This window comes from Microbacterium shaanxiense, from assembly GCF_054779995.1.
On the sequence record NZ_BAAGXE010000004.1, the window covers coordinates 280,609 to 300,739 of the forward strand.

Annotated in this window: 19 protein-coding genes and 1 tRNA gene; 8 read left to right on the top strand and 12 right to left on the bottom strand. The window is 69.1% G+C overall.

What is annotated here, in order from left to right; all coding sequences use genetic code 11:
- The first annotated feature begins 41 nt into the window (after window positions 1-41).
- Window positions 42-779: an alpha/beta fold hydrolase gene (locus ACYVG2_RS14820; RefSeq protein WP_460781696.1), complete on the top strand. Its 738-nt coding sequence runs from the start codon at window positions 42-44 to the stop codon at window positions 777-779.
- Here ACYVG2_RS14820 and ACYVG2_RS14825 read toward each other — a convergent pair.
- Window positions 718-1,980: an MFS transporter gene (locus ACYVG2_RS14825; protein ID WP_460781697.1), complete on the bottom strand. Its 1,263-nt coding sequence runs from the start codon at window positions 1,978-1,980 to the stop codon at window positions 718-720. The genes ACYVG2_RS14820 and ACYVG2_RS14825 overlap by 62 nt on opposite strands.
- Window positions 1,977-3,344, bottom strand: a complete 1,368-nt coding sequence (locus tag ACYVG2_RS14830; protein WP_460781698.1) for a GH1 family beta-glucosidase — start codon at window positions 3,342-3,344, stop codon at window positions 1,977-1,979. The genes ACYVG2_RS14825 and ACYVG2_RS14830 overlap by 4 nt, the downstream gene beginning before the upstream one ends.
- Before the next feature lie 199 nt (window positions 3,345-3,543).
- On the opposite strand from ACYVG2_RS14830, the gene rpsT reads away from it, so the two are divergent.
- A complete protein-coding gene (gene rpsT / locus ACYVG2_RS14835) occupies window positions 3,544-3,804 on the top strand; it encodes a 30S ribosomal protein S20 (protein ID WP_448965809.1) in 261 nt (86 codons plus the stop codon).
- Between the two features lie 188 nt (window positions 3,805-3,992).
- Here rpsT and holA read toward each other — a convergent pair whose 3' ends face one another.
- The 5 genes from holA to ACYVG2_RS14860 form a co-directional block, all read right to left on the bottom strand.
- Window positions 3,993-5,030 carry a DNA polymerase III subunit delta gene (gene holA / locus ACYVG2_RS14840; protein ID WP_448965810.1) on the bottom strand — a complete coding sequence of 346 codons (1,038 nt, stop codon included), beginning with the start codon at window positions 5,028-5,030 and terminating at the stop codon, window positions 3,993-3,995.
- Window positions 5,031-5,039: 9 nt separating this feature from the next.
- Entirely contained in the window at window positions 5,040-7,403 is a 2,364-nt protein-coding gene (locus tag ACYVG2_RS14845) for a ComEC/Rec2 family competence protein (RefSeq protein WP_460781699.1), read from the bottom strand.
- Complete coding sequence (locus tag ACYVG2_RS14850; RefSeq protein WP_460781950.1) at window positions 7,400-7,948, bottom strand: ComEA family DNA-binding protein; 549 nt, start codon at window positions 7,946-7,948, stop codon at window positions 7,400-7,402. Before ACYVG2_RS14850 ends, ACYVG2_RS14845 begins: the two co-directional genes overlap by 4 nt.
- 311 nt (window positions 7,949-8,259) lie before the next feature.
- Window positions 8,260-10,878, bottom strand: coding sequence for a leucine--tRNA ligase (gene leuS, locus ACYVG2_RS14855; protein ID WP_460781700.1), 2,619 nt, complete (start codon window positions 10,876-10,878; stop codon window positions 8,260-8,262).
- A 41-nt stretch (window positions 10,879-10,919) separates the two neighbouring features.
- Entirely contained in the window at window positions 10,920-12,236 is a 1,317-nt protein-coding gene (locus ACYVG2_RS14860) for an anthranilate synthase component I family protein (protein WP_460781701.1), read from the bottom strand.
- Between the two features lie 42 nt (window positions 12,237-12,278).
- On the opposite strand from ACYVG2_RS14860, the gene ACYVG2_RS14865 reads away from it, so the two are divergent.
- The 3 genes from ACYVG2_RS14865 to ACYVG2_RS14875 are packed head-to-tail and all read left to right on the top strand — an operon-like array spanning window position 12,279 to window position 14,950.
- Window positions 12,279-12,962 carry a DedA family protein gene (locus ACYVG2_RS14865; protein ID WP_448965815.1) on the top strand — a complete coding sequence of 228 codons (684 nt, stop codon included), beginning with the start codon at window positions 12,279-12,281 and terminating at the stop codon, window positions 12,960-12,962.
- Between the two features lie 4 nt (window positions 12,963-12,966).
- Window positions 12,967-13,995: an App1 family protein gene (locus tag ACYVG2_RS14870; RefSeq protein ID WP_460781702.1), complete on the top strand. Its 1,029-nt coding sequence runs from the start codon at window positions 12,967-12,969 to the stop codon at window positions 13,993-13,995.
- 4 nt (window positions 13,996-13,999) lie between these two features.
- On the top strand, window positions 14,000-14,950 hold the full coding sequence (locus ACYVG2_RS14875) for a 3-methyladenine DNA glycosylase (protein ID WP_460781703.1): 951 nt from the start codon (window positions 14,000-14,002) through the stop codon (window positions 14,948-14,950).
- Here ACYVG2_RS14875 and ACYVG2_RS14880 read toward each other — a convergent pair.
- Window positions 14,854-16,074, bottom strand: a complete 1,221-nt coding sequence (locus tag ACYVG2_RS14880; protein ID WP_460781704.1) for a glycoside hydrolase family 3 N-terminal domain-containing protein — start codon at window positions 16,072-16,074, stop codon at window positions 14,854-14,856. The genes ACYVG2_RS14875 and ACYVG2_RS14880 overlap by 97 nt on opposite strands.
- A 63-nt stretch (window positions 16,075-16,137) precedes the next feature.
- Here ACYVG2_RS14880 and ACYVG2_RS14885 point away from each other — a divergent pair, with 63 nt between their 5' ends.
- Window positions 16,138-16,686 carry a DUF805 domain-containing protein gene (locus ACYVG2_RS14885; RefSeq protein WP_460781705.1) on the top strand — a complete coding sequence of 183 codons (549 nt, stop codon included), beginning with the start codon at window positions 16,138-16,140 and terminating at the stop codon, window positions 16,684-16,686.
- An 18-nt stretch (window positions 16,687-16,704) separates the two neighbouring features.
- Here the strand turns inward: ACYVG2_RS14885 and ACYVG2_RS14890 are convergent, their stop codons facing one another.
- The 4 genes from ACYVG2_RS14890 to ACYVG2_RS14905 form a co-directional block, all read right to left on the bottom strand.
- Entirely contained in the window at window positions 16,705-17,361 is a 657-nt protein-coding gene (locus ACYVG2_RS14890) for an SDR family oxidoreductase (RefSeq protein WP_448965820.1), read from the bottom strand.
- A 101-nt stretch (window positions 17,362-17,462) separates the two neighbouring features.
- Window positions 17,463-17,996 (bottom strand): hypothetical protein, encoded by a 534-nt coding sequence (locus ACYVG2_RS14895; protein ID WP_460781706.1) that lies wholly within the window; start codon window positions 17,994-17,996, stop codon window positions 17,463-17,465.
- The gene (locus ACYVG2_RS14900; protein ID WP_460781707.1) at window positions 17,993-18,784 is read right to left on the bottom strand and encodes a hypothetical protein; all 792 of its coding nucleotides are present in this window, start codon (window positions 18,782-18,784) and stop codon (window positions 17,993-17,995) included. Before ACYVG2_RS14900 ends, ACYVG2_RS14895 begins: the two co-directional genes overlap by 4 nt.
- Window positions 18,785-18,816: 32 nt before the next feature.
- Window positions 18,817-19,896: a flavin-containing monooxygenase gene (locus ACYVG2_RS14905; RefSeq protein ID WP_460781708.1), complete on the bottom strand. Its 1,080-nt coding sequence runs from the start codon at window positions 19,894-19,896 to the stop codon at window positions 18,817-18,819.
- Between ACYVG2_RS14905 and ACYVG2_RS14910 the strand changes: the two genes are divergently transcribed.
- Together ACYVG2_RS14910 and ACYVG2_RS14915 are read left to right on the top strand one after the other, a co-directional pair.
- Window positions 19,895-20,056: a hypothetical protein gene (locus ACYVG2_RS14910; protein WP_460781709.1), complete on the top strand. Its 162-nt coding sequence runs from the start codon at window positions 19,895-19,897 to the stop codon at window positions 20,054-20,056. The two genes, ACYVG2_RS14905 and ACYVG2_RS14910, sit on opposite strands and share 2 nt — an antisense overlap.
- Window positions 20,035-20,107, top strand: a tRNA-Ala gene (locus ACYVG2_RS14915). Before ACYVG2_RS14910 ends, ACYVG2_RS14915 begins: the two co-directional genes overlap by 22 nt.
- Window positions 20,108-20,131 lie beyond the last annotated feature (24 nt).

Here is a 20,131-nt window from a genome sequence, read left to right on the forward strand (position 1 = left end):
CGGTGGTCCATCCACCGGCCCCGCTTTTCTATGCTGTATCCATGGGCATCCAGGTCGTCTTCGTGCACGGCATCCGCACATCCGCCACGATGTGGCGCGCGCAGCTCTCGCACCTCGCGGACCGTGGCGTCGCAGCGACCGCGGTCGACCTGCCGGGGCACGGCACACGCATCGCCGAGGGCTTCGTGCTCGACGCGGCGATGACCGCGATCGACACGGCGGTGCGGGATGCCGCGACCCGTGGCCCTGTGCTGCTCGTGGGGCATTCCATGGGCGGGCTGCTCTCGATCGCCTACGCCGGCGCCGAGGACTCTCCGCCGCCTGTCGCCGGCTTCATCGGAGCGTCGTGCACGGCGCTCCCCCGCGGCGCGGGTCTCGCCGCGTACCGGTTCCTCGCACGTCGGTTCAATGCCCTGCCGGACAAGGGCCTGTGGCTGACGACGCAGGTGCTCGCGGCCACGCTGCCCGATGAGACCAGGGCCGACTTCGCCGCCGGTGGCTACGCGTTCGATGCGCAGGACGTCGCACTCGCGAGCCTCGCTGCACTCGATCTCGCGGCGGACGTGCACCGGCTCCGCATGCCGCTGTGGTGGATCAACGGACAGTTCGACCAGCTGCGCTCTCAGGAGCGGCTGTTCTCTCGGCTCACCCCGCACTCCGAGCTCATCGTGGTCCCTCGCACCTCTCATCTCGTGACGGCCATGCGGCCCCGAGTCTTCAACGCGCTGCTGGATGTGGCAGTCGCGACGCTCGAGCAGGGTGCACGGCGACCGTCATGATCGCGCCGACGACGGACAGGACGCCCGCTACGAGGAAGAGCAGCCAGAAGCCGCCGACGAGTGCCACGAGCCCGGCTCCGAGCAGCGGACCCAGCAGCTGACCGAGGCTCGCGGAGACGTTGACGATGCCGAGGTCGCGTGCGTGGTCCTCCACTCGCGGGAGCAGATCCGTGGCGAGGGCCAGGCTCACCGCCATGTACGCGCCGTATCCGACGCCCATGACACCTGCCGCGATCGCGGTTCCGATGAACGTCGGCGAGACGAGGATCATGACGGCCGACAGCGCCTGCACGAGAGCGGCGATGATCACGATCGGTTTGCGGCGGCCGGTCCGGTCGGAGAGCGAGCCGGCGACGAGCGAAGCCACGACCACGAAGACCGTGTAGATCACGACCAGCACGAGCAGATCGTCTTCCGCGGTGGCCACCGGCGAACCCACGCCGTAGAGCAGGAAGAACAGCAGCAACGCCGTGCCGAGCGCGTTGCCGATGTTGACCGTGAGCCGGCTCGCCAGCACCCACATGAAGTCGCGGTCCTGGAGTAGACCCATCCGATCGCGCCGACTTCGATGTGCGGGCGGTCGCTCCCTGGTGGCCGGCGGGTCCGGCAGCAGCACCGCGGTTCCCACCCCCACGACGAGGATGAAGACCGCCAGGACGACGTAGCTGGCGCCGATGCCCAGGCCGAGCAGCACGACGGCTCCGACGCCGACCACGATTCCGACCGCCTGCGCGGAGCTCACGAATGCGGATGCTGTGCCCCGCTGTGCGAACACCTGGTCGGCGATCATCGCGGTCAGCGCCGCGGACACCACGGCGATGCCGACCGATACGCCTATCCAGGCCGCGCCGACGGCCAGGGGTTCGGAGGCCGCTCCCGTGAGCAGGAGCGACCCCGCGGTGAGCACCGAGCCGCCGATGGCCCAGGGCCGGCGCCTCCCCCAGCGAGAACTCGTGCGGTCCGAGAGCATGCCGGCGAGCGGACCTGCGATCACTCCCGCGACACCGCCGACGGACAGGATCAACCCCGACCACATCACGCCGGTGATCCAGTCCCTCTCACCACCCGGCGTATCCAGCTGCAACGGCAGCAGCAGCTGCACAGGCGTGAGCTGCACGGTCCACACGGCGAGCCAGGCGACCGCGAACAGTGTGAGCCATCCCCCGCCGACGCGCCCGTCGCGCGGTGTCAGCGCTTTCATGCTCGCGCTCGGTCGGACTTCGCCTCGGCGATCAGCCGGCGATACCACTCATACGACGCTTTGGGGGTGCGCTTCGACGTCCGTTGATCCACATGCACGAGACCGAACCGCTGTGTGAAGCCGTCGGCCCATTCGAAGTTGTCGAGCAGGCTCCACACGGTGTACTCGTCGATGCGCACGCCCTGCGCGACAGCATCCGCCACTGCGCTGATGTGGGAGGCGAGGTAGTCGATCCGCTGACGGTCGACGAGCGGCGCGTGGACCTCGTCGAGCTCGGAGAAGGAGGCGCCGTTCTCGCCGATGATGACGGGAGGCAGACGGTCACCGTAACGACGCAGGGCATCCGTGAGGAACGCGGTGAGCGCCTGCGGCTGGATCCCCCACAGCTCGCCGAACCCGGTATGGGCAGCGCCGGGGGTGGGAACCTGCACGAACGGCACCGGTGCGCCTTCAGGCGCCGCGGCGATCGTCGTGGGGTTGTAGAAGTTCACGCCGTAGAACTCGGATGCTGCCGAGATGAGCTCCATGTCACCGTCCTGTACCGGCATCTCGACGCCGAGAGCGGCGAGGTCGGGGTAGGCGCCGGTGAGCACCGGGTCTGCGAAGAGCCGATTGTGGATCAGGTCATAGACATGGGCGGCGACCTGATCGGCCTCGGACTCGGTCGCCGGCTGCACCCAGGTGTGGTTGTTCACGATGCCGACGGATGTGGCGCCGTGGTCGCGCAGGACGCCCGCCGCCCGCCCGTGCGCGAGCAACTGATGGTGCACGGTCGGAAGCGAATCGAACAGCAGCTGACGACCCGGCGCGAGCTCGCCGATGGCGTAACCCTGCAGCGAGGTCGAGACGGGTTCGTTTATCGTGTACCAGTTCTTCACGCGTTCCCCCAGCGCGGTTCCCACGATCTCCGCGTACTCGGCGAACCGCAGGGCGGTGTCTCTTGCGAGCCATCCGCCGTCGGCCTCCAGCGATGAGGGCAGATCCCAGTGGTACAGCGTCGGGAACGGCTCGATCCCCACTTCGAGGAGACTGTCGACCACGCGATCGTAGTAAGCCAGCCCTCTGGGCTCCGCCGCACCGCGACCGTCCGGTTGCACGCGCACCCACGAGATCGAGAAGCGATATCGGTCGACGCCGAGTTCCTGCAGCAGTGCGATGTCCTCGGCGATGCGGTGGTAGCTCTCGGGCCCTGGCTCCGCGGTCGAGCCGTCTCTGACCAGGCCGGCAGTGTCGACGAAGTCATCCCAGATCGAGCGTCCGCGCCCGTCGGCGCGGCGCGCGCCCTCGATCTGGAAGGCCGCAGTAGCCGCGGACCAGCGCAGCCCGGCCGGCACGGTGAAGGTTCGGACAGTCGCATCCGCCATGGATGACTCCTTCGGGTCGATAGCGCTCAGCATGCCGCATGCATCGGACTCCGCGACAGCGGCGCGCGATGAATTCGTGTCAGACCTGGTAGAGTTGGTTCTTGGCTTGCGTGTGGGTTCTTCCCTCACGACCGCCGAACAGCAGCCCTCTTCCTGCTTACGGCACATCCCATCCATCCCTGAACGAAAGTTTCCACGCGTGGCAAACATCAAGTCGCAGATCAAGCGCAACAAGACCAACGAGAAGGCTACGGCGCGCAACAAGGCCGTCAAGAGCGAACTCAAGACCCTCGTCCGCGGTACCCGCGAGGCCATCGCCAAGGGCGACAAGGCTGCTGCCGAGGCATCGCTGAAGGTCGCGTCGAAGAAGCTCGACAAGGCCGTCAGCAAGGGCGTGCTGCACGCTAACCAGGCTGCGAACCGCAAGTCCTCGATCGCCAAGCAGGTCGCCGCTCTCTGAACCGAGAACGTCTGAAAGAACCCGTCCCGCTGGGGCGGGTTCTTTCGTTTCTCTGCTCAGTCGTCCGGAGCGTTCACGCTGCAGTTCGTGACGTCCGCTACACCGATCGATGGCGCGGGTGCCGAAAAGTGCAGCGGAGGCACGCCGAACGCGTGAAGGACGCCGTGTGGAGCGGCAAAAGCTCGGAACTACTCCCCGAACGGCGCGCGCGTGGCGATGACCGTCACCATGCGCTCCAGCGCGAAGATCGGATCGCGCGCCGCGCCCTTGACCTCGGCGTCCGCCCGTGCGGTGGCCTGGATCGCGAGGCCCAAGGAGCGCTCGTTCCATCCGCTCAGGTCGCGCCGGGCCCGATCGACCTGCCAGTCCTTCATGCCCAGCCGCTGGGCAAGGCTGCGACTCGGTTCGCGCTGGCCGGCCACGCGTGCCATGGTCCGCAGCTTCATGGCGAACGCCGCCACCATCGGCACCGGATCCGCTCCGGAGTCGAGCGCGTGCCGCAGCGCGATGAGAGCCTCACCGTATCGCCCCGAGATCGCCGTGTCGGCGACGACGAACGCCGAGACCTCGACGCGCCCGCCGTAGTACTTGGTCACGGTCTCTTCCGCGATGTCGCCGTCGACATCGCGGATCAGCTGCTGACAGGCCGCCGCGAGCTCGGTGAGGTCATCGGCGAAAGCCGAGACGAGTGCGCGCAGCGCTGCCGGTGCGATGCGCTTCTTCGCGGCAGCGAACTCACCCGCCGCGAAGTCGACGCGATCGCCGTCGCGCTTGACCGCGAGGCAAGGGATCTCGATGCCGCCGCCGGTTCCGGCCCGTAGCGCGTCGAGCAGCTTCTTGCCGCGCACGCTGGCGCCGGTGTGACGCAGCAGCACGGTGGCGCCCTCCTGCGGGTTCGCCAGGTACGAGACGGCTTCCTGCAGGAAGGCGTCCGAGCACTTCTCCACTCCGGACACGCGCACGAGCCGCGGCTCGCCGAACAGCGAGGGCGAGGTGAGCGACAGGAGCGTGCCCGGCGCGTAATCGTCGGCGCGCACGTCGCTGATCTCGAGCGCAGGGTCTTCAGCGCGCAGATAGTCGCGGATACCCGCGATCGCGCGTTCGGCGCAGACCTCTTCGGGTCCGAACACCAGCACGATCGGCGCAGGCCGCGGGTCTCGCCACGACACCTGCGGGATCTTGGTCGCCTTCGCACCGCCACGGGCTGAGGAACGGGGAGCGGCCATGATCCGAGCTTACCGGTGGTCATCGACATCGACCGGCTCGTCGGCGGGCTCACCGGCATCGACGGGATCGGCGGTGCGCTCGGTCCACAGCACGAGTTCGTCCGCGTCCAGGCCGATCAGGATCCGTCCCTGCAGATCGGTGCGCAGCGGCACGGCGCCTGCCGCATCCAGCAACGCCAGCGTCTCCGGTCTCGGATGACCGTAGTCGTTGTCCGCGCCGGCGCTGAAGATCGCCGCAGTCGGCCGGAGAAGCTCGTACAGGCCGGTGTCCTGATCGGCGCTGCCGTGGTGAGCCACCTTCACCACCGCGTACGCGCCGCGCAGCTGCTCGCGCAGCATCCGTTGAGGGGTGGCCGAGAGATCGCCGAGGAAGAGCGAGCGCGGCACCTCTCCCCCGTCGAACTCGAGCACGACGCTGGCGTCGTTGCCCGCAGGGAACGCCGCCGAATCCTTCCGCGGCCACAGCACCCGCCACGATGACGCGCCCAGAGTGCCGCGCATCCCGGTCGATGCCTCCACGAGCGCCGCGCCACCGCTCTCGAGTTCGCTCAGCAGAAGCGCGTCCTCCGGAGATCCCACCGGGCCGTGCAGCACTGTGCCGACACGGCCCACGACCGAAGACGCGGCGCCGACATGATCGGCGTCGAAGTGGGTGAGCACGAGCAGATCGATCCTGCCGATCCCGAGTGCGTTCAGACACGACGACAGCGGCTCCACCTCCATCCCGGTGTCGATCAGCGCCACCTGCCGCTCCGATCGGACCACCAGCGCATCGCCCTGCCCGACATCGCAAGCCGCGATCGCCCATGCCTCCGGCACCGCGGCGCCCACGAGCGGACCGGTGAGCAGCATCCGAGCACCGGCCAGTGCCACGGCGACGACGAGCACCACGACCGAGACCCCGCGCACGCCACGGCGCGCAGCGATCCCGTCCGTGCAGAGGACCATGCCGGTCGCGGCGCTCAGCACCGCGACCAGCAGCGCGGCCGGGATGCCGGGGATCACCGCCACCTGCGCTCCTGGCAGCCCTGCCGTCACCGTCGCGGTGGTGGAGATCCACGCAGCCGGCAGCCATGCGCACGCCGCGAGCAGATCGGCCAGCAGCGGAATGGGCGCAGCCAGGCACGCGAGCAGACCGATCACCGTGGCCAGCGGCGCAGCGGGATCGGCGATCATGTTCGCGATGATCGCGACGATCGACTGCTGCTCGGAGAACAGCGCGATGATCGGTCCGCAGACCAGCTGCGCTGCGAGCGGGATCGCGATTGCCAGGGCGAGCGGCTGCGGCATCCATCTGGTGAGACCGCGCGCCAGCGGTGGCGCGAGCACGATCAACGCCCCGGTCGCCGCCGCCGACAGGGCGAACCCCGGGGTCGCGGCGAGCCATGGATCGACGATGAGGATGCCGGTCGCAGCGAGGCAGAGCACGCCGACGCCTGCGCTCGGCCGACCGCAGAGAACGGCGAGCATCGCCGTGGCCGCCATCACCGCGGCTCTGATCACGCTGGGCTCGGGCGTCACGAGCACGACGAACGCGGCGAGAGCGCTCAACGCGATGGCGACCCGCAGCGTGCGCCCGCCTCCGCACAGCGCGACGAGCCAGAACACCGCGCCGACCACGATCGCGCAGTTCGCCCCGGAGACCGCGGTGAGGTGGCTCAGCCCTGACGCGAGCATGGCGTCATCGAGCTCCTGCGTCACCGCTCTGGTGTCCCCGACAGCGAGTCCCGGCAGCAGCCCGGCGCCGGGCTCCGGCAGCCGGACAGCACGCGCGACGAAGTCCTCGCGCACCTGAGCCGCGACGGCGAAGACGCCCTGCGCCGGGGTGATGATCTCGACCTCGGTGCCGAACATCACCAGCGCCGCGCGCTCACCCGGATCCGTGATCATGACCTGCCCCCTGACGCGGATGACGGCGCCGAGGTCCAGCCCCGGCACGCGTTCCACTCCGATGCGGATCGCTGCGGTCAGCGGTTCGGGATGGTTCGGTGTGCCCGCATGCGTCGTCTGCGCGTCGAACCACGCCCGGCCGTCGCTCCCGCTCGTGGACGATGACGAGATCTCGGCGTAGACGTCGACCACCCGCCCATCCAGTTCCCCGGCGATCTCACGCTGCGGCATCGCGAGCGCCGCCGTGATGGCCGCGGCCGCAGCGGCCACCGCGAGCACAGCGAGCAGCCCGCCCCGCGCTCGCACCTCACCGCGCATGTGCGCGCGCACCAGCATCCCGAACGCCGCCGCACCCGCCAGCGCGCACCCGATCACGCACCACCATGGTGCGCCGGGCAGGAACACGCAGATCAGGGACACGGCCCAGACGACGGCCGCGATCGGCACGAGCCGCAGGTCGCGCGATCGGATACCGGCCGTCACACCCGTACCAGTTCCGCGAGACCGGCGAGCATCTTCTCGCCGATGCCGGGCACCGCGAGAAGGTCGTCGACCGACTGGAACCGACCGTTCGTGTCGCGCCATTCGATGATCCGCTGCGCCAAGGCCGGCCCGATGCGCGGAAGAGTCTCCAGAGCCGCCTGATCGGCGTTGTTCAGGTCGATCAGACCGTCACCGACGGGTGCCGTCGCCTCCCCCGGCTCCGCCGCCGCGCCCGCCACGGGCACGATCAGCTGCTCGCCGTCGCTGAGCGGCCTGGCGAGATTGACGGACTGGAGGTCGGCGCCGTCGAGAGTCCCTCCGGCCGCAGCGAGGGCGTCGACGACGCGGGCATCGAGCTCGAGCATGTACAGGCCGGGCTGCGCGACCTGCCCGAGCACGTGCACGTACAGCTCGCCGTCGACGGCGACCTCCTCGGAGGTCTCCGTGAGCGGCACGTTCTGCACCGGCTGCGCCTGACCTCGCATGATGCCGAGCCCGACCGCGGCCGACAGCACGACGAGCCCGAGCACGACGGCGGCACCCATGCTCAGTCGCAGCCTCGATCGCGCCGGGCGCGCAGCGACGCCCGCACTCGGGGACGAAGGCTCCTCGTCAGTCGCTGGCACCCGCCCACGCTAGGATAGCGGGCCGACGCACGGATGCCGGGATCCCCGCACTCGTGGACAGACGCCCGCTGCAGACATTGGGTGCAGAGAGACTGCAGATGCGCAGAGTGCCCGAGGCCGGAAGACTTTCCCGGGTTCCAGACGCTCGCAACCCGGGAAACTGTTCTCGCGTCGCCTGCTCACCACCTCGCGTCACCAGCCGGCGCCGGCACCCGGCGCCGGCAAGGTCCTCAGCCCTTGACGGCGAAACTCACGATCTTCGGAGCGCGAACGATGACCCGCACGATCTCCTTGTCACCGAGCGCACGGATGACGCGCTCGTCCGCGCGCGCGAGCGCCTCGAGCTCCGCCTCGCTGATGCGGGCGGGCACCTCGAGCTGCGCGCGCACCTTGCCGGCGATCTGCACGACCGCGGTGACCGAGTCCTCCACGAGCAGCGTCGGATCGGCCTGACGCCAGGGTACGAGTCCGACGGAGGGCTCGTGCCCGAGGATCTCCCACATCTCCTCCGCGGTGTGCGGAGCGATGAGGTCGAGCATCACGGCGACCGTCTCAGCGGCTTCGCGCACTGCGGGGTCCGCCGCGCCGCTGCCTGCGTCGATCGTCTTGCGGGTCAGGTTCACGAGCTCCATCAGCCGCGCGACGAGCACGTTGAACTTCGTGTGCTCGACCAGCGCTGGCGCGTCGGCGAGCAGGCGGTGCGTACCGCGGCGCAGCGCGGCATCCCCGCCCTTGAACAGCACGTCGACGGGGCTCGCCACGTCGTGGCTGAGACGCAGCGCACGCGCGAGGAACTTCTGGGCGCCGGTCATCGAGACGTCGGCCCAGTCCTTGTCATCCTCGACGGGCCCTGCGAAGGCCATGCCCACGCGCACGGCATCCGCGCCGTATGCGCCGAGCTCGTCCTGGAAGAGCACGAGGTTTCCCTTGCTCTTGGACATCTTCGCGCCGTTCAGGATCACCATGCCCTGGTTGATGAGGCTCGAGAACGGCTCGGTGAAGTCGATCAGCCCCATGTCGAAGAGCACCTTGGTAATGAAACGCGCGTAGAGCAGGTGCAGGATCGCGTGCTCGACACCGCCGATGTACGTGTCGACGGGAGCCCAGCGTGCGGCTTCCTTCGCGTCGAACGCGAACTGGTCGCTGTTCGGTGAGAGGAACCGCAGGAAGTACCACGAGCTGTCCACGAACGTGTCCATGGTGTCGGGATCGCGCAGCACCGGGTCTCCGGAGACGGGATCGACCGTCCGCACCCACGACTCCGCCGCCCCCAGTGGCGACGTGCCCTTCGGCGACAGGTCGAGACCCTCCACGCTCGGCAGCGTGACCGGCAGCTGAGCCTCGGGAACGGGCGTCACCTCGCCGTCCTCGTGGTGCAGCATCGGGATCGGCGTGCCCCAGAACCGCTGACGAGAGATCAGCCAGTCGCGCAGGCGGTAGTTCTTCGCCGCACGGCCCGTGCCGTTCGCGGTGAGCTGCTCGATCGCGCGAGCGACCGCGTTGCGCTTGGACAGCCCGTTCAGGTCTCCGGAGTTGATCATCCGGCCTTCACCGGTCAGGGCGATGCCGGTGACCGACGGATGCTGGTCGTCCAGGCTCGGCAGCGTGTCGATCGGCACGCCGTCGTCGTCGACCTCGATGACCGGCATGGCGCCCGTGATCGGCGCGGTGGTGTCGACGACGACCTTGACCGGCAGGTCGAAGGCGCGTGCGAAGTCGAGGTCGCGCTGGTCGTGGGCGGGAACCGCCATCACGGCACCATGACCGTAGTCGGCGAGCACGTAGTCGGCGGCCCAGATCGGCAGCTTCTCGCCGTTCACGGGGTTGACCGCGTAGCGCTCCAGGAACACGCCGGTCTTCGGCCGGTCGGTGGCCTGCCGATCGATGTCGGTGGTCTTCTGCACCTTGGCCAGATACTCCGCGAAGCTCTCGCGCACCTCATCCGAGGCATCCGCCACCAGCTCGGAGGCGAGGTCGGCGTCCGGGGCGACCACGAAGAACGTCGCACCGTGCAGGGTGTCGGGGCGCGTCGAGAACACCGTCACCGGCTCGTCGCGACCCTCGATCACGAAGTCGACGTCCGCACCGATCGAGCGACCGATCCAGTTGCGCTGCATCTGCAGCACCTTGTGCGGCCACGATCCCTCGAGCTGATTCAGGTCGTCCAGCAGACGGTCGGCGTAATCGGTGATCTTGAAGTACCACTGCGTCAGCTTCTTCTTGATGACCTCGGCGCCGCAGCGCTCGCAGCGCCCGTCGACGACCTGCTCGTTCGCGAGCACTGTCTGGTCGTTCGGGCACCAGTTGACGGGGCTCTTCTTGCGGTACGCCAGCCCGCGCTCGTGGAGCTTGAGGAACAGCCACTGATTCCAGTGGTAGTACTCCGGATCGGAGGTGTGCAGCTCGCGGCTCCAGTCGAACGACACACCGTACGACTGGAATGCGGACTTCTGCTGCGCGATGTTCCGGTACGTCCACTCGCGAGGATCGGCGCCGCGGCGGATGGCGGCGTTCTCGGCGGGCAGGCCGAACGAATCCCAGCCGATCGGGTTCAGCACGTTGTGGCCCCGGTGACGCCAGAAGCGCGCCACGATGTCGGAGTAGAGATAGTTCTCGGCGTGCCCCATGTGGAGGTCGCCCGAGGGGTACGGGAACATCGCCAGCACGTACTTGCGCGGGCGGCTGTCGTCGGCGCCTCCTGCGAGGAACGTCTCGTCATCCGCCCAGTACTTCTGCCACTTGGCTTGGATGGCGTGCGCCGAGGACGACTCGTCGACGGGCTCGGCGGAGGACGACAGATTTTCAGACAACGAACGGCCAATCTCAGGGAGCGGACTGCACAGATTCATTTCGAACTGCAGAAGTCAGGAACTTCCAGGATATCGGATCCCTAACGACGCCAGGCTTCCGGCAGTTCCGCGCCCAGAGCGGCCAACGGGGCCCGCGCCTTGGTCGCCACCTCGTCGACCTCGGCATCGGGATCGGACCCCCACGTGATGCCCCCACCGGCACCGACCACCGCGCGCTCACCGTCCACCAGGATGCTGCGGATCACCATCGCGAGATCCATCGCGCCGTCCACTCCGACGTAGCCGAAGCACCCGCTGTACACACCGCGGGGCGCTCCACCCTCCAGCGCGTGCAACCGGGTCATCGCCGACAGCTTCGGAGCACCGGTCATGCTGCCGGCGGGGAACGCGGCATCCCACAGCCGTCCGACCGTGAGCCCGTCCACCGCCTGCCCGCTCACGGTGCTGACGAGCTGGTGCACGGCGGGATACGACTCCACCTCCCACAGTCCGTCGACGCGGATGCTGCCGGGAACGCATACACGGGAGAGATCGTTGCGCATGAGGTCGACGATCATGACGTTCTCGGCGCGCTCCTTCTCGCTGGCCAGCAGCTCCGCGGCGAGCGCGCGGTCGGATGCCGGATCCGCGCCGCGCGGGCGTGTGCCCTTGATGGGACGAGTGCGGATCAGGCCGCCGGACGCATGCAGGAACGTCTCAGGGCTCGCACTCAGGAGCGCTCTGCCGCCGATGCGCACGAATCCGCCGTGATGGGCGGGGGTCGCGGTGCGCAGCCGCAGGTACGCCTCGATCTCGTCGTGCACGCCGTCGACGTGGAACCGGGTGGTGAGGCACAGCTGATACGCGGTACCGGCACGGATGGCGTCTCGGCACCGCTGGATCAGCGCTGCGTACTCGGCGGGGGTGTGACGAGCGGATGCCGTGCGCGCCGCCGCTCCGCCTGGTCGACGGGCTTCCCGCTCTCCCCGTCCTGTCTCGTTGCGCTCGCTCGTCATGGCCAGGAGTGACGACGACGGTTCACCGATCTCCCACACCGCACCGGTCGCGTGGTCCACCGCCACCGCCGCGGTCACGCGCAGCCATGCCGGTCCTCCCTCCGAATGCGCTGCCGGAGCGCCTGCGGCGGCCGCGCCGCTCTCGTAGTCCAGCCATCCGACCCACCCTCCGCGCAGCGGAGGGTGGTCGGGGACGGCGGTGTCCGCGGCATCGAGCCGGACATCCCGCGGCCCGTTCGCGTCGCGCTCCCCCACCCCGAGCATGCTCCAGCCGTCCGTGGCCCCGGCACCGGCATCCAGCCAGAACACGTCCTCGTGGACCGCCGCGAGCGACCGGAACAGCGCCTCGACATCGACGGCCGCGTCCGGACGACGCAGCTCGAGCAGAGGGTGGCGGGTCACCTTCTCAGCGTACGGTGCGCGGGAGCACGTATTCTCGACCGTGTGGACGACATCCTGCTGTGGATACTCGACGCCGTGCAGGCCGTCGACCCTGTCGCTCGCACGCTCATCGCGGGTCTGGCCGTCATGCTGGAGACCAGCATCCTGATCGGCCTCATCGTTCCGGGCGACACGATCGTGATCATCGCGTCCATGGGCGTGGAGGGCGTCGTCGAGACCGTGGCGATGGTCGTCGCCGTCGTGATCGGGGCGCTGATCGGCGAGAGCATCGGATTCTGGCTGGGTCGCTGGCTGGGTCCGCGAATCCGCCGATCCTGGATCGGACGACGGATCGGCGAATCGCACTGGGAGCGCGCCGAACGGTACCTGCGGCGACGGGGCGGGCTCGCGATCTTCCTGTCGCGCTTCCTGCCGGTGCTGCACTCCCTCGTCCCCCTCACCGTCGGGATGAGCGCGTACTCCTACCGGCGCTTCCTGGCATGGACAGCACCCGCGTGTCTCATCTGGGCGACCGCCTACGTCAGCGTCACCTCTCTCGCGGCGGGTAGCTTCCGCGATCTCGTCGACCAGGTGCACTTCGCCGGCTACATCTTCGTCGGCATCATCGTGGCGTTCCTGCTCCTCATCTTCATCGGCAAGAAACTGCTCACGCGTTGGGAGAGCCGCCACATGCATGTCGTCGTGGAGGACGCAGATGAGGACGCCTCCTCCGGCATGAAAGACTGAGGCGATGTCCGAAGACAGCGCCCCCAACGCCAGGATCCACTGGTTCGCACGTTTGGAGCACCGCCTGCACGTCTGGCGGGAGAGCAGGGCGCGCCGGCGTGGGCGCACCGCGACCGTGCTGCCCTTCGCCGGATACGGCGGCAGCGGATGGGTGCGCGTCGTCGGCAGAGTGCTGATCGTGCCCCCGCAGCGCCGCACCGAGAACGGCGAGTACGCCAGCGTGCGGGGCTGGCGCAGCTTCGTCGGCATCCCCGTCAGCTTCGCGAACGTGCGGATCACCGTCGCCGGTCGCACGCACGAGGTCGTCGCCGATCGCGGTGGCGTCGTCGACACCGTGCTCGACGCGGAGCTCCCCTCCGGCTGGCAGACGTTCACGATGTCGGTCGAGGGTCAGGCCGCGGTCGAGGCCACGGCCTTCATCGTGGGTGACGAGGTGGACTTCGGCGTGCTGTCCGACATCGACGACACCGTCATGGTGACCGCCCTGCCGAGGCCCTTCATCGCCGCGTGGAACTCCTTCGTCGTCGACGAGCACGCCCGCCTTCCTGTGCCTGGCATGGCCGTGCTGCTCGAGCAGCTGATGCGCCAGCACCCCGGCGCCCCGATGATCTACCTCTCCACCGGCGCGTGGAACGTGGCGCCGACGTTGAGCCGGTTCATGAGTCGCCACCTGTTCCCGACCGGTTCGATGCTCCTCACCGACTGGGGCCCCACGCATGACCGGTGGTTCCGCAGCGGACGCGAGCACAAGCTCACCAACCTTCGCCGCCTGGCGACCGAGTTCCCGAACGTGAAGTGGCTGCTGATCGGTGACGACGGGCAGCACGACGAGGCGATCTACACCGAATTCATGCAGGAGAACCCCGATTCGGTCGCCGGGGTGGCGATCCGCCGCCTGTCGCCGACCGAGGCTATCCTCGCCGGTGGACGCTCGGAGTCGGACGACCACTCCGACGACGCGGCGCCCTGGGTCGCGGCATCCGACGGGGCCGGGCTCCGGGAGCGCCTCACCGACGCGGGCATCCTGCGCTGACGAGATGTCCGCTCTCATTCTCGACCGCGTGACGTGGACGGCGCGCGAGCGTGCGCACCACGAGCGCGTCGACGCGCTGACGGCCGCGCACCGCGAACGCGCACGACGGGGCGAGAAGCATCCGGTGTGGGACTTCCTCTTCACCTACTACTCGTACTCGCCCTCGCAGTTGCGCCGTTGGCATCCCGGAGCCGGAGTGCAGCTCGACGACGCCCAGGACAGGCTCGACTGGCGCTGGTACTCCCCCGGTACCGATCCGGGTTCCGCCGTGCCGGACGCAGGTGCCTTCGCGATCGAGAAATCCGCGCTCGCGGATCTCATCGAGCGGATGCTGCGCCGCACGGCGGCCCGGCCGGGGCAGTTCGGGTGCTTCGGACTGCATGAGTGGGCGATGGTCTACCGCGACACGGAACACCGGCACACCGCCCCGCTGCGACTGGGACAGGGCGGCACCGATGCGGTTGTGGAGGCGCACGAGCTGCGATGCACGCACTTCGATGCGTTCCGCTTCTTCACCCCGGAGGCCGTGCCGCGCAATCGACGTGCGCTCAGCCGCGCCGACCAGCCGGAGTTCGAACAGCCGGGGTGCCTGCATGCGGGCATGGATGTGTACAAGTGGGCCATGAAGCTCGGTCCGCTCGTGCCGGGCGAGCTGCTGCTCGACGCGTTCGAACTGGCCCGCGACATCCGCCTGCTCGACATGGAGGCCGCGCCGTACGATCTGTCCGCCTGGGGCGTCGTACCCGTGCCCATCGAGACCGCGGACGGCAAGGCCGAGTACGTGCGCCGCCAGCGCGGGTTCGCCGAGCGGGGCAATGCGCTGCGCCGACTGCTGCTCGCCGCCTGGCTCGGAGACGGTCAGGGCACCGGAGTGCAGGTCGCGCAGAGCGCCCAGACGGCGCCGGACGCCGCGCGCTCCAGTCGCAGTGTCATGACGCGCTCCGCAGCATCCTGAAGACGATCGGCCGCAAGTGCGCCGTCTTCGACGGCAGCCGCGATGCCCGCCGAGAGCCGATCGGCCGTCTCAGGAGTGGAATGCGCGATCATCAGCACCAGGTCATTGCCGGCGGCGATCGCCGCGACGGCGTTCGCGACCGGATCGGCGTACTCGGCGATGCCGGTCGACTGCAGCATGCCGAGATCATCGGTGACCATGACGCCCTCGAAGCCGAGCTCATCACGGGCGATCTCATGCCAGCGCGCGGAGAGCGATGCGGGCTTCGCGTCCACGGCCGCGTAGTCCAGGTGACCGAACATCAGCACCGAGGCCCCGGCGTCGATGCCGGCGATGAAGGGCAGGGCGTCCGTGCGGCGCCACTCCTCCAGAGTCTTGTCGGTGCGGGGAATCAACGAGTGGGAGTCACCGGGAGCTGCTCCGTGGCCGGGGAAATGCTTGATCGTGGACGCGACGAACGGCTCTTCTGCGGTCACGGCCGCCGCGACGCGTTCGGCCGCCGACGCCGGATCGGCTCCGAGCGAGCGGCCGTGGATGAACGACGAGCTGTCGGCCGTGGTGTCGGCGACGATGCCGAAGTTGACGTTGGCACCCGTGCGCGCCACCAGCGATGCGCGCGCGGCGAACGCGGCAGCGGTCTCGGAGGCCGGCCTGTCCTTGAGCGTCTGCGAGGCGGAGAACTCATCCCATGGCAGTCGTGAGACGAGCCCGCCCTCCTGATCGATCGCGACCAGCGGTGCACGTGCGGGATCGGTCGTCAGAGCCGCTGTCACCGCCCGCAGCTCGGCCTCGCTCGCCGGGATGTTCGCGCCCATCAGGATGAAACCGCCCAGACCGGAGTCCATGTACGCGGCCAGGGACGCCGTGTCGGTGGACGGAATATGGCCCATCACGACGCTCGACGCCTGCTGCGCAGTGGTCATCTGCGACACGAGCCGCTCTGCCGTCTCGGATGCTCCGCCGGCATCCGCCGGCTCGACCACCGCCGGACGCGGTCCCGCCGTCCCCGGCGCCGTCGCGCCGGCCAACGCCGTCGCGCCCGCCGTTGTCGGGGCGAGAGCGATCGAGACCGCGAACACCCCCGCCGTTGCCGCGGCGACGCGGTACGGGAGATGACGGCGCATACGTCCACCCTACGTCTGCGATCCGACGCCCGACATGCTTGAATGTGTGGCGGAGGGGACCCCATGTCGACACCGCACGTGCAGCCCGCGAACTGGTATCCGGATCCGTCGGGAGCACGGTTCCTGCGTTACTGGGACGGCGTCGCGTGGACGGCGCACACCCGACCGGTGCCAGAGACGATCGTTCCTGCTGCTGCGCCGATGGTGCTCTATCCGCAGCAGGTCCCCCTGGGCGTTCCCGTCGGAGTCTGGCGCGGCCCGGCGGATTCGCGTCCGGTCGTGCGCGACATCTTCGACGCGGTGCGCGTGTGCGTGCAGAAGTACGCCCGCTTCGACGGCCGTGCGAGCCGCCCCGAGTTCTGGTACGCCCAGCTCGCCTCACTGATCGTCGCGTTCTCGGCGCTCCTGGTCGTGTGGATCCCGTTCGTCGGGTGGCTGGCGCTGCTCGTGCTGTGGGCGTTCGCCATGGCCTCGCTCGTGCCGTTGCTGGCCGTGACGGTCAGGCGTCTGCGCGATGCCGGCTTCCACTGGGCATGGATCTTCATCTGCCTCGCCCCGTTCGGCAGCATCGCGCTGCTGATCATGTGCGCGCAGCCGTCGAAGCACCCCTGAGACCCGGTGCCAGGACGGTCAGCGCGCGAGCGCCGTCTCGATGGGCTCGGACGTCTCGGCGTCGCCGTTGCCGAAGCGGATGGTCCGACCGATCGTCAGCGGCTCGTCGAGAGCCGCGACGATCACGGCTGCGACGTCCGCACGTGATACCGCTCCGCGGCCGTGCGGATCCAGTTCGATGCGTCCGGTCGGCTCGTCGAACGTGAGCGTGCCGGGGCCGAGGATGGTGCCGTCGAGCTGACTGCCGCGCAGATGCTCGTCCGCGGCCCACTTCGCATCGGCGTACGCGAAGAAGGAGTCCTCCTTCGGAACACCGTGGTCCGCCTTCGACCCGAGCCACGAGACCATCACGTAGCGGCGCACACCCGCGAGCGGGGCGGCGTACATGGTGCGGATCGCCGCATCACGGTCCACCGCGTAGGTGCGCTCCGGATCTCCCCCGCCGGCACCGGCCGACCACACGATCGCGTCATGACCGCGGACGATCTCGGCGAGTGCCGCGGCATCCATCGCCTCGACGTCGGCCACGAGCGCGCTGGCGCCCGCTGCCTCGACATCTGCGGTGTGCGCGGGATTGCGGATGACGGCTGTCACCTCGTCGCCGTTCGCGACCAGCAACGGCGCGAGCAGAAGGGCGATGCGGCCGTGGCCGCCGAAGACGATGATTCTGGACATGAGGATCTCCTGTCTGACGGCTCGATGTCCAGGCTAACGGCCAGAGCTCGCGGACGGGCCGATCCCGCACCGTGGAGTGCGGACCGGCCAGCGCATCGCGCTCATTGGGGAAGCTGGGTCGTGTCGATGACGAACGCCTGCGGGTGAGAGGGAAGGTATCTCACGACGACAGGAGCGTCCGACGACACCCATGCGCCGGTGTCCGGATACACCGCCGGCGAGAAGAAGTTGCTCTCGATCGTGAAGGTCTGCCCGCCCGCCGTCGAGAACGTCACCCAGTCACCGTCCATGGAACCTGTCGTCGGCACGCCGTTCTCGTGGATGTACGCGCGCGTCAGCGGTACTCCGGTCAGGGCGAGGATGCCCATGACCAGACCGGAGACCATGACGACGGCGAGGATGCGGAATCCGAACCGCTGCACGCGGGCGGCGAGGTGTCCGACGCCACCGGCACTGCGTGCTTCGGGCAGGCCCTCCCGTTCGCGCATCGCCGTCAGCTTCGGGTTCGCGCCTCCCACGCCGCGGAACGAGAGCACTCCGAGCCCCATGAGCGAGAAGCCCGCGATGAAGACCGTCGGATAGGCGTGGCCGACGGGGAAGTTGAGCAGCCAGATCAGGGTGTCCATGGGGTTCACGCCGTGTCCTCCCGTTCGATCGTCATGGCGACCGTCTGAGGGTCGTCACGCAGGTAGCGCGCCCATACCGGTGAGCCGACCTGCACGCGGGACAGCGCTTCCGGATAGACGAAGACGGTCGTGTCCGCCTCCCAGCTCTGCTGCCCCTCCGGCGAAACGAGCAGTCGCAGCGCGAGCTCGCTCTGGCCCTCACGGCGCACACCGGTGGGTCGGATCGCGAGCACGGATGCCGGCGCCTGCATTCCTGCCCGCCGAGCGCGCACGAGATGCGGCGCGATCAGGCCGCGTCGGATCCGCCATTCGAGCATCGCCTCGCGCACGGTGGGGTTCTCCATGTCCGCGATCTCCACGTCATCGTGGTCGGCGAGGCTGTACCGGACCGGCAGCACGAGTCCTGGTTCGATGGAGCCCTGTCCGACCGGATCGATCAGGGTTCTCAGACGGCTCACGAACTCGGGGCCGTCGGCGGGCGCCACCCGCACGAAGAGGTCGTACTGAGGCACGTCGTTCACGGTGAGACCCGTGCGGCTCACATCGATGACGCGTCCGACGCCGAGCTGGGTCTCCCCGCGGAGTCGACCGCGCGGGACGAGCGCGCCCATCGTCCCGCCGAACGTCAGGATGAGCCCCCACGCCACCCCGATGAATATCGGTGCCCCGAGCGTGTCCTCGCCCATGAACGGGAGGATCGACGAGCGCTGATCGACGCCCAGGAGACCTTCGCCCACCCAGACCAGCAACCAGGCCGACAGGAGCAGCCAGACACCCATGACGACGATTCGGATCATGGGCCAAGGCTATCGAGCGTCGTGTCTCCCGATCACAGATCGCGCACGTCGGCGACGGCCGCGCTCGTCTTCGACAGTGCCCGCTGCACGCCCTTGGCCGCGGTGCGGCCGGCTCGATTCGCACCGATCGTGCTCGCCGACGGCCCGTAACCCACCATCTGCACGCGAGGATCCTTGACCGCCGTCGTCCCCCGGCCGCCGCGATCGAGCTGGATACCACCCGCCTCACTGCGAAGGTGCAACGGCGCGAGGTGGCCGATCGCGGGGCGGAAGCCCGTCGCCCAGAGGATCGCATCCACCCGTTCGAACGAACCATCGGCCCAGCGGACTCCGTCGGGCTCTATCCGCTCGAACATGGGCCGCCGATCGGCGTAGGCGCCCAGCCGCTCCGCTTCGCGCTCCTGCGGGCGCAGCATGAGTCCGGTCACACTCACGACGCTCTGCGGGGGCAGTCCCTGCGCGACACGCTGCTCGACGAGGGCGACGGCGGCTGCGCCGGCCTCCGGCGTGAAATCGTCGCCACGCCAGATCGGCTCACGCCGGGTGGCCCACAGCGTGTCGGTGATCGGAGCCAGCGCACCGAGGAACTGGACGGCGGAGGCTCCCCCGCCGACGACCAGCACGCGTTCACCGCGGAAGTGATCGGGCCCGGGATAGTCCACGGTGTGCATCTGCTCGCCGATGAACGTCTCCATCCCCGGGTAGTGCGGCAGGAACGGCTGCGTCCAGGTTCCCGTGGCGTTGACGACGGTTCGCGTGCGCCACTCGCTCCCGCCGGCGTGCACCACCAGCATCCCGTCGTCGTCCGTCACCCTGTCGACATGGACCGGCCGGATGACCGGCAGGTCGTGCGCGCGCTCGTACTCCGCGAAGGATGCCGGGACCACGACGTTGGCGCGCTTCGCATCTCTCGCCGGTGGTGTGGATCCGGGAAGCTCCGCGACGCCGTGGACGTCGTTCATGCTGAGTGCATCCCAGCGGTGCTGCCACGCGCCACCGGGGGCCTGGTTCGCATCGAGCACGAGGTGCTCGATGCCGAGTCGCTTCAGATGGTACGAAGTGGAGAGACCGGCCTGCCCTGCACCGATGACGACACTCTCCATTTGCTGCATGTCTATGACAACGCATGCATCGCCGGGAGTGTTCCCGGCGATCGCGGTGCGCGACACGGTCATGCCGCTCGATTGGCGGTGGCCGCTTCACCTGTTGTATTCTTTTCAAGTTGCCCCGCTCACGCGGGCGGCGAAGATGGGCCTGTGGCGCAGCTGGTAGCGCACCTGCATGGCATGCAGGGGGTCAGGGGTTCGAGTCCCCTCAGGTCCACAACGAAACCCGCGAGAGATCGCG

Coding starts and splice junctions, on each gene's coding strand:
- ACYVG2_RS14820 (WP_460781696.1), top strand. CDS start 42: ATGGGCATCCAGGTCGTCTTCGTGCACGGCATCCGCACATCCGCCACG.
- ACYVG2_RS14825 (WP_460781697.1), bottom strand. CDS start 1,980: ATGAAAGCGCTGACACCGCGCGACGGGCGCGTCGGCGGGGGATGGCTC.
- ACYVG2_RS14830 (WP_460781698.1), bottom strand. CDS start 3,344: ATGGCGGATGCGACTGTCCGAACCTTCACCGTGCCGGCCGGGCTGCGC.
- holA (WP_448965810.1), bottom strand. CDS start 5,030: ATGGCCGCTCCCCGTTCCTCAGCCCGTGGCGGTGCGAAGGCGACCAAG.
- ACYVG2_RS14850 (WP_460781950.1), bottom strand. CDS start 7,948: ATGGGTGCCGCCGTCGTGCTCGGGCTCGTCGTGCTGTCGGCCGCGGTC.
- leuS (WP_460781700.1), bottom strand. CDS start 10,878: ATGAATCTGTGCAGTCCGCTCCCTGAGATTGGCCGTTCGTTGTCTGAA.
- ACYVG2_RS14870 (WP_460781702.1), top strand. CDS start 12,967: ATGTCCGAAGACAGCGCCCCCAACGCCAGGATCCACTGGTTCGCACGT.
- ACYVG2_RS14875 (WP_460781703.1), top strand. CDS start 14,000: ATGTCCGCTCTCATTCTCGACCGCGTGACGTGGACGGCGCGCGAGCGT.
- ACYVG2_RS14880 (WP_460781704.1), bottom strand. CDS start 16,074: ATGCGCCGTCATCTCCCGTACCGCGTCGCCGCGGCAACGGCGGGGGTG.
- ACYVG2_RS14885 (WP_460781705.1), top strand. CDS start 16,138: ATGTCGACACCGCACGTGCAGCCCGCGAACTGGTATCCGGATCCGTCG.
- ACYVG2_RS14890 (WP_448965820.1), bottom strand. CDS start 17,361: ATGTCCAGAATCATCGTCTTCGGCGGCCACGGCCGCATCGCCCTTCTG.
- ACYVG2_RS14900 (WP_460781707.1), bottom strand. CDS start 18,784: ATGATCCGAATCGTCGTCATGGGTGTCTGGCTGCTCCTGTCGGCCTGG.
- ACYVG2_RS14910 (WP_460781709.1), top strand. CDS start 19,895: ATGTCTATGACAACGCATGCATCGCCGGGAGTGTTCCCGGCGATCGCG.
- ACYVG2_RS14905 (WP_460781708.1), bottom strand. CDS start 19,896: ATGCAGCAAATGGAGAGTGTCGTCATCGGTGCAGGGCAGGCCGGTCTC.